Origin of the sequence: Mycobacterium sp., assembly GCF_036273375.1 — a bacterium.
Lineage (GTDB): Bacteria > Actinomycetota > Actinomycetes > Mycobacteriales > Mycobacteriaceae > Mycobacterium.
Genome location: NZ_DASUHS010000284.1, coordinates 1 through 8,035 on the forward strand (window position 1 = coordinate 1; position 8,035 = coordinate 8,035).

The 8,035-nt window shown below is 62.0% G+C and carries 8 protein-coding genes; 4 read left to right on the plus strand and 4 right to left on the minus strand.

Translation table 11 applies throughout. The features are described 5' to 3' along the window. Positions 1–925, minus strand: a 925-nt coding sequence (locus VFW69_RS25060) for a cytochrome P450 (RefSeq protein WP_526505750.1), incomplete at its 3' end; no start/stop codon positions are given. A gap of 252 nt (positions 926–1,177) precedes the next feature. On the opposite strand from VFW69_RS25060, the gene VFW69_RS25065 reads away from it, so the two are divergent. Further along, positions 1,178–1,531, plus strand: coding sequence for an amidohydrolase family protein (locus VFW69_RS25065; RefSeq protein ID WP_526505752.1), 354 nt, complete (start codon positions 1,178–1,180; stop codon positions 1,529–1,531). A 569-nt stretch (positions 1,532–2,100) separates the two neighbouring features. Next, positions 2,101–2,550: an SRPBCC family protein gene (locus VFW69_RS25070; protein ID WP_526505754.1), complete on the plus strand. Its 450-nt coding sequence runs from the start codon at positions 2,101–2,103 to the stop codon at positions 2,548–2,550. A gap of 695 nt (positions 2,551–3,245) precedes the next feature. Here VFW69_RS25070 and VFW69_RS25075 read toward each other — a convergent pair. Together VFW69_RS25075 and VFW69_RS25080 are read right to left on the minus strand one after the other, a co-directional pair. After that, the gene (locus tag VFW69_RS25075; RefSeq protein WP_526505756.1) at positions 3,246–4,046 is read right to left on the minus strand and encodes an SDR family NAD(P)-dependent oxidoreductase; all 801 of its coding nucleotides are present in this window, start codon (positions 4,044–4,046) and stop codon (positions 3,246–3,248) included. 30 nt (positions 4,047–4,076) lie between these two features. Next, positions 4,077–5,096, minus strand: coding sequence for a phosphotransferase (locus VFW69_RS25080; RefSeq protein WP_526505764.1), 1,020 nt, complete (start codon positions 5,094–5,096; stop codon positions 4,077–4,079). A gap of 228 nt (positions 5,097–5,324) precedes the next feature. On the opposite strand from VFW69_RS25080, the gene VFW69_RS25085 reads away from it, so the two are divergent. Further along, positions 5,325–5,924, plus strand: a complete 600-nt coding sequence (locus tag VFW69_RS25085; RefSeq protein ID WP_526505758.1) for a TetR/AcrR family transcriptional regulator — start codon at positions 5,325–5,327, stop codon at positions 5,922–5,924. Between the two features lie 650 nt (positions 5,925–6,574). Here the strand turns inward: VFW69_RS25085 and VFW69_RS25090 are convergent. Then, positions 6,575–6,931 carry a VOC family protein gene (locus VFW69_RS25090; protein ID WP_526505760.1) on the minus strand — a complete coding sequence of 119 codons (357 nt, stop codon included), beginning with the start codon at positions 6,929–6,931 and terminating at the stop codon, positions 6,575–6,577. A 230-nt stretch (positions 6,932–7,161) separates the two neighbouring features. On the opposite strand from VFW69_RS25090, the gene VFW69_RS25095 reads away from it, so the two are divergent. Continuing rightward, complete coding sequence (locus VFW69_RS25095; protein ID WP_526505762.1) at positions 7,162–7,956, plus strand: VOC family protein; 795 nt, start codon at positions 7,162–7,164, stop codon at positions 7,954–7,956. The last annotated feature ends 79 nt before the right edge of the window (positions 7,957–8,035 follow it).

Consider the following 8,035-nt stretch of genomic DNA (forward strand, 5'->3'; position numbering starts at 1 on the left):
AGTCGCCTTCATCCAGCTGTTGACCAGACAGCTGCGTCGGCGCCATCACCGTACGCCGGAAGTGCAAAACAGGTGTGGCCCAACGCAACATCTCGTCGACTGCACCCGGTATCAGCGATGGGTCCGCGGCCAATGCTGCACGCTGGTCGGGATGCTCGGAAAGCGCCAGAATGGCATGGCTGAGGGTGTTGCGGGTGGTTTCGTTGCCGGCGACGGAGAGCAGCAGGAAGAATTCGTTCAGCTGGTCTTCGTTGAGCCCGACTCCGTCGACCTCGGCGGCCAGCAGGGCCGAGAGGATATCGTCGGTCAAGCCCTCGGCGCGCCGCCGCGCCACCAGATCGTGGCAGTACCCGAACATTTGGTGCACGGCGGTGCCGATCGCGCCCTGGTCCGGCGCATAGTCCTCATCTTCGATACCCAGGCTTCCGATGGCGTTGCTCCAGTGGAAGATTTGGTGACGGTCAGCTTGGGGCACGCCCATGACCTCTGCGATCACGCTCAACGAGATCGCTGCGGAGATGTCCGGGACAGCGTCGAATTCACCCTTCTCCACTACCTCGTCGACGATGGCCCGGGCGGTCTGCCGGATGCTGTCTTCTAGGCGGAGCACGTTGCGCGGGGTGAATCCCCGGTTGATGAGCTTGCGGAAGTGAGTGTGGCGGGGCGGGTCGATGCCGGGCAGCATTGCCGAGGTCTCCACCATCTCCACCGCGACCAGGGTGTTGCCGAAGCGGGACGAAAACGTCTTGTCGTCGCGGCTGATAGCGCGGACGTCGTCGTAGCCGGTGCACAGCCACACCGTGGGGTCGATGCCGGGGAGGTCCACCGGGTGCACGGGCGTGTTCGCGCGAAGCCGTGCCATCGCCTCATATGGCGCCCCGTGCGAGGCGAAGAAGTCCGGGTCGAACACCACCGCGGCATCCACGGGGCACCCTGATGCGATCATCGGCGGCCTGCCGCCGACCGACTCGGTTGCCGAGGCGGTGGCGTTCCTTGACGAGCAGTCGACGGCGTCCCGCTTCCGCGGCGTCCGTCCGATGGGGGCTTTCGAGGGCCCGCTGCCCTCGGACGAGGTGCTGCGCGCGCTGGCCGAGCGCGATCTTTTGTTCGAAGTGATGACTCATCCGGATCAACTGCTCGCTGCGGCCCGGGGACTGGAGGGGCACCGCGATTCGTCGTGGTCATCGAGCATGCGGGCTGGCCGCGCAACGGATCTGATGACGAGCGTGCCCTGTGGACTGAGGGCATCGACGCGCTCGCAAGCCTCGGCGATAACGTTCTGTGCAAGCTCTCCGGCCTGGCCATGCCGCTGGGATCGGTGTCGGTCGATGCGCTGGCTCCGTGGCTTGAGTACGCCATCGACGCTTTCGGCGTCGACCGCTGCCTGTTCGCGAGCAACTTTCCCGTTGATGCGATGCACGGTACCTTCGATGAGCTTTACTCCTCCTACTCGGCGATCACTGCTGGCCTCAGCGCCGGCGCCCGGGACAAGCTCTTCTCGGCCAACGCCGAGCGCATCTACCGCTGCTGAGACGGCCGCCCCCGTGGCTCGTCAAACGCCTGGCCGAGCCCCAAGTTTCATCGGTCTGCACCCAAATGAATTGTGGCTGACCGAGATTACTGAGAATGCGCGAGAGGGTTATCTGGAGTTGGGATCGGGTGTGGAGGACTGTTCCCGCTTAGCCCTCGGGGACTTGTCCGACCTTAGAGGGAACGGCTGGGTTCCAAAGCCGGCACACAGGTGACTGATGGCGGCCCGGTCCGATGACCTTGTGCCGTGGCCGGGCGGCCGTGCCCTACCAACCCGAATCGCCATGACCGGCCCCGATGACCACGTGCAAGCGATGCGCGCATTCACCGGCCAATTCCCCTAAAAGGATGCTGTCAAGCATCGAGCCACTGAACGCAGCCTGGACTGCAGCACTCAGCGGAATGAGCGTGCATAAACGACCGCCGCCAAATGCACCCGACGCGAAGACAGGATCTGGTCGCTCTCGTTTCTCTGGAAATGAGACCGTTCTCGTTGAGTGTGCGACTGCATCCGTGGCTGATATGCCGGCGATCTATTGTGAGTTGTCGAGGCATGGCTATGCTTCCCGGATGCATGAATCCGTGACGGTGCACATGAAGGCACCGGCCGACGACATTTGGAATCTAGTAGCCGATGTACGCAACACGGGCCGGTTCTCCCCGGAGACGTTTGAGGCTGAGTGGTTAGACGGAGCAACTGGCCCTGCCGTGGGGGTTCGCTTCAGAGGGCACGTGAAACGAAATGAAATCGGGCCCGTGTACTGGACAACCTGCCGCATCACCGCCTGTGAGCCAGGCCGCGAGTTCGGCTTTCAGGTGCTTCTTGGCGACAAGCCCGTGAATAACTGGCATTACCGGTTTACCCCCACCCCGTCCGGCACGGATGTCACTGAGTCATTCTGGGTGAAAAACTATGGAATGCCGCGGGTCATTCAGTTTCTTTTTGGCGAATTACGTCGCAGACGCAACATTCGTGACATGACAACGACCCTTGAACGAATTAAGGCAGTAATCGAATGAAACTCATTCGTCCCCGCACCGGTGCCTTCGCTGTAGCTATTGGCTCAAAGACACGATCCGACGGCCACTCCCGGATCTCTAAAACCGAGGCCTAGGGGTTAAACCGCCACAGGGTTTGGTTCGGATCTTTCTGTGAGAACGATGGCGACCATGTTTACGGCTACGACACGGCCGTCGAGGTACTGCTCGATACGGCGCCCTTCACAGCTCCGCACATGATGATTGACCGGTCAGAGCTTGGGTCGATCGGTGATAGAAATGCGCCCACAGAGTCGAAGACGGCCGCGCCGATCCACAAAAGCATGTCTACTGACCGGGTGAAACTGGCGCCTGTTGATGTCTCGCTGACGAGCATGACGCAGCGCATGAGCCGCCCCACCTGGGCTTTTGCAACGAAGATTAACAAGCTCTCGCGACACGCCGAGATCTTGTCAAAGTAGCCCGGCGATTCCTGTCAATCTTCGCTGAATCTCGACAGCTTGCCGGACGTCGAGGATGTCCAGTCCCGTCGCCGCGGTTGCGCGCGTGCAAGATCTCCGAAGGAGGCCCCAGACAGCATCGCAGGAGCAACGACCCTTGCGTGCGATCTTCCGATGACTGTTTCGCCGTCCAATATTTCGACGCCATTGACGAGCGTGTGCAGGTAACCGTCGGAGGCCTGCGTGATGCGTGGCCTACAAGCACTTAGACGCGTTTTATGTTGCGGCCACTACGCCGCCGTCGACGAGCAGGTCGGTTCCGGTGATGAATGATGCCTCGGGTCCCAGCAAGTAGGTTGCGGCCGCGGCGATATCCTCGGGTGTTCCCAGGCGTTTGGCAGGCGAAGCGGTAACCATGGCTCGCATGCCTTCGCCCAACGGGGAGGCCAGCTCCGAGCGGCCCATCGGCGTGGAGATGATGCCTGGGCTGATGGAGTTGATACGAGCGTTGCGTTTTCCCCACATACGGCTGGCGGCCTGCACGCGAAGAAGATTGGCCTGCTTGGCAATAACGTAGGCCGAGCCGGGATTGTCGATGGCGGTGATAAACGGCAGCGTCAACAAGTCTTTCGGCGAAGCGGTGGCGAGAGCGTGCGCGTGCTCGGCGGGCAACGGTGGGACCATATGCCCGGCCATGCTCGCAATAACCACGCCAGCCCCGCCCGTGCTGATTTCTTCGCCGAAGGCATCGACGATCTGCGCAACGCCGAGAAGGTCGACAGCCAAAATCTTTTCAGTGGTCGCTTGCGATGGCGACAGGCCAGCAGTGTGGGCCAGTTGTCGCACCGGACCACGCAATTGCGCCGCGTGGATAAGGTTCGCCACCGACGCCGCTGAGGCCACGTCGACGGTGTGGGCGTGCACGTCATACCCGTCATCGGAAAGTGCAGTGGCGCTCGCATGCAAGGTCGACTCGTTAAAGTCGGCGAGTATCACTGCCTTGCCGGCTCCGAGGCGTCGTGCGATAGCACGACCCATACCGCCGACTCCGATCACGACGAGCACGTCTGAACTCATCAACCACCCTTCCGATACGAGATGATTTGTCTAGGTCGCGATGTCGGCGAGCGCGGATTTGGTGTCCAGGTCGGCGTAGGCGGCCGCGTATCGCTGAGCCAACGTGACCGCGACCTCGGCGCGCTGCCATAGGCCACCGTCGCCGCTGGCCGTACACAGCCACAGAGTCAGGCCGTGAGCCACCGAGGCGCGATAACGCAACCAAACCTCATCCATCGTCGGCATCTCGTCAGTAGGTAACGCGAGTGCATCGCGATACTCGGCAAGCAGCTCGCGTTCGTGGTCGCGGCGATCGGCAATAGTCAAAGCGCCCTGCAAGAAATACCCCACGTCGAGCGAAAAGTTGCCCCGCCGAGCCACCTGCCAGTCAAGGAAACCGACCTCGCCGCCGGGCAGTACGTAGGTGTTGCCGATGTGAGGGTCACCGTGGAGCAGAGTCTGAGGCGATGCGGTCAACGTCGCGATGTAGGGCTTCCAAATCGACTCAATGAGATCCTCGATGCTCAGCGCCATCACCTCATCAGGAGCATCGTCGCCGAGCCGCTCAAGGGCCGACGGAAGCGGCGCGTACTGCATTCCGTCCCATGGAACAAACGGTTCAAGCCAACCGAGCGCGCGATGGTTGAGGACTCGCTCACCCCAATACTGACCGTGCATACGACCCAGCCCGCGCACACCCGATGCGGCCTGCTGCACCGACAACGGTCTGGTGGAGTCGCGTGGATCGGCTTGGCGCGCGTTGAGGTCCTCCATGACCACGAAGAAGTCATAAGCGTCTTCATCGATCAAAGCGGTGTAGACCATCGGGTGCTCCAGCGGCAGGTCCACACCCGAGTTGAATAGCCGTGGCTCATGGAACATGCCGCTGGTCATGCGGATGAGTTCCTTGTGCGCAGGGTCGGCGGCCTTCACAAAAACTGTTGCCGGACCGCTGCCAGCCGAATACGTCAACCCCAACCGGGCACGCCGATTCGTGCCGTCGTCGCGCAATGCGACTGTCACGTCTTTAACCGTGGCACCCGGATGGCGCTCCGCTAGCGCCGTGGACATCCAGTCCGGCGTGATCTCGTCCCAACCCTTGGGCACCTGCAAAGAGAGCGTGGTCACCGACGGGTCCTTTCTTCGCGAAGCGCATGTCTCTAGTGATACGACACGATTCGTGTCGTAAGTCAAACCAAGTTACCCCATGGGGCGCTCGGTCGCGAATATCGACTCGGCAGCGACCTCGGCCCGACGCCCTTTGCGGCCAGGCAGGGCTGTACCGCCTAAGCTCGCCGGATGTCCGACGATCGCGGCGGCAGACCACGAGACGCCCAATTGGACCAGGCGATCCTCGAGGCCGCCCGAGAACTTCTAGCGGTCGACAGCTACGCACAACTGTCCATGGAAAGCGTGGCCGCACGCGCGCAGGTCGGAAAGAAGACCCTCTACCGGCGATGGCCGTCCAAAGCGCCTTTGGTGGCTGATGCGGTGTTGGACGCATACGGACGCGGCGGTTCGTTCGGCGTTCCCGACACAGGCGACATCCGTACCGACCTGCAATCGTGGCTGATCGAGCACGCCGAGTTCGCCGCGGACCCTCCGAACGCGGCATTGATCCGAGCACTCATTGCTGCGGCGGCGTCGAATCCGTCGGACAACAACGCTCTCTACGAACGACTGACTGCCCCGCAGCACGCCGGGCTGATGACACGTCTGCGCCACGCCACCGAGAGAGCGGAACTTCGCGGCGACGCTGATCTCGATGCAATCGCTACCGCGCTTATCGGCACCTTGCTGTTACAGGTGTTGAACTACACGACAGGCGATAAACGTGGCACCCGATTCGATGGACTCCTGGACGCGATCCTGACCGGCGTGTCCGGCACAGCCAGCTAGTTTTCCCAGTGGCGCTGTCTCAGTTCTTATCTCGCACATGCGTGTCTCGACTTCGTGCGTCAGCCCGGTGGTGAGATGGGTCGCTCAGCGGTGGCTGCATCTGGCACGTCGCGGTTCAGGGTGCGGTAGTCCAGCGTCGAATGCCTTCGGTGTACCAGTGGGCGATGGTCACTCGTTTGGATCGGACCTATCCTTAAGCGTTACCTGACCGACCCAGCATCGGACGATTAATCGCCGGAAAGCTGCCGACACCGCGCTGATCCAGCCGATAGGACTGCAACGTGATGGCCCCCGGCCCCTAGGGAGAGGCCATCGGAACAAGAACCAACAGATTCCAGTAAATTTGTAGGTCCTCATCCAACATGCGCTCCGCCGATGCCATAGCCTTTGTGGCGCAGGCTATTTCGTCACACGAAACCCGTGACTTCGCAAGTCGCTGCCCGCGGGCTCCGGAAGGATCGGCTGTCCCGATGACGATAATGCCGGTCTCGATGAGGTTGCGGCCTTTTCGAACGGCGCTCGGTTGACCGCCGCGGTTGACTCTGTGAACTTCGCTTGCGAACGGGATGGTCGTTGCGGTGACAGCCCGTGGGACGGGCTGCACCATGCGCGACGGGGCTCTATCTCTCCTGAAATTTTTAGTTTCAGGACTAAGGCCCAGTGTGAGTGAGCACGTTGATCACATGCCCGTCGGGATCGAGGACGAAGAAGCGGCGCACGCCCCACGGCTCGTCAGTTAACGGTCGGACGATCTCGGCACCTATTCGGAGCGCCGCAGCGTGGCAGGCGTCGACATCGTCGACCTCGATCGAGACATCCGGGATGACGGCCGCGGTAGCGTCATGGGTCATCAGGCTCAGCTGCGCACTTGGCTGCTCAGGATGGGCCAGAGTAGCGATCCAGCCATGGTCCATCACGGGGAGCATTCCTAACACGTCGCTGTAGAAGCTCTTGGCCGTCTCCAGTGAGTGGGCACTGAGATCCGGCACCACTCGACGAACCACCATGTCTTGAATCCTCTATGAGCAACTCTTCGTCGGCAACCACGTCGGCAAGACCCCGCCGGACAAGCATGGTGTCCGCCTGCATAAGCAAGGCATGGGCAGCGCGCCATCAAACGGGACAGGACCTGCTCGACGCCCTTTTCGAATGAGAGGCAGCGTTGCTCCGGTTAGCAGGTCTGGTCGGAGTGCTTCGGCTTGAAGGTGACGTGACGTCACGCCTTATTGTCTCAGTCATGACAACTGGCGGCGGCGGATTCAAGGTCGGTGAACTCGCGCGGGCGTCCGGACTCTCGATCCGCACCGTGCGCTACTACGACCAAATCGCTTTGCTGCGGCCGTCCCGCCGCAGCGAGGGCGGTCACCGCGTGTATGACGATGACGACGTTCGTCGGCTCTACCGGATCTGCCTGCTGCGCCGCGCGGGCCTGCCGCTGGCCGACATCGCGCGCGCACTCGATGAGCCTGACTGGGATCTGTATCACGCCATGCTGCATCACCGGGACCTGCTCGATCACCACATCGGCGTCAGTTCCGCATTGCGCCGACGCCTGTCCCAGATGCTGACCGCACTCGTACGCGAAAAACCCCCAACCACCGCCGAATTCCTACAAATCATAGAGGACATGACCATGGTCGACGACCCGGTACAACGACGGATCTCCATTCTCGTCTACGACGACATCCCCACCATCCACGACTACCTCGTGCGCGTGTTCGGTCTCGGCGCCGGACGCCTGGAACATGACGAACACGGCACCTGCGTGCACGGCGAGGTGCAAGCCGGAGACGGCACGATATGGCTGCACCAGGTCTCACCCCAATTCGGCCTGGCGTCTCCCAAGACCCTCGGCGCGGCCACCGGCACCACGGCGGTGATGGTCGCCGACGTCGACACGCACCACCAGCACGCGCTAGCCGAAGGTGCGGAGATTCTCTGTCCACCCACCGACATGCCCTACGGCTACCGCGAATACAGCGCCCGCGACCCCGAAGGCGGGCTGTGGTCCTTCATGAAACCACTGCAATGAGACCCCCGAGCCCGGGACCGATCAACGATCGGCTATCGGATGTGTCCGACATCAAGGGCGCCAAAGGTTAACTGCGACG

Excerpts from the sequence above, each read along its gene's own strand:
- VFW69_RS25070 (WP_526505754.1), top strand. The coding sequence starts at position 2,101 with ATGCATGAATCCGTGACGGTGCACATGAAGGCACCGGCCGACGACATT.
- VFW69_RS25075 (WP_526505756.1), bottom strand. The coding sequence starts at position 4,046 with ATGAGTTCAGACGTGCTCGTCGTGATCGGAGTCGGCGGTATGGGTCGT.
- VFW69_RS25080 (WP_526505764.1), bottom strand. The coding sequence starts at position 5,096 with ATGTCCACGGCGCTAGCGGAGCGCCATCCGGGTGCCACGGTTAAAGAC.
- VFW69_RS25085 (WP_526505758.1), top strand. The coding sequence starts at position 5,325 with ATGTCCGACGATCGCGGCGGCAGACCACGAGACGCCCAATTGGACCAG.
- VFW69_RS25090 (WP_526505760.1), bottom strand. The coding sequence starts at position 6,931 with ATGGTGGTTCGTCGAGTGGTGCCGGATCTCAGTGCCCACTCACTGGAG.
- VFW69_RS25095 (WP_526505762.1), top strand. The coding sequence starts at position 7,162 with ATGACAACTGGCGGCGGCGGATTCAAGGTCGGTGAACTCGCGCGGGCG.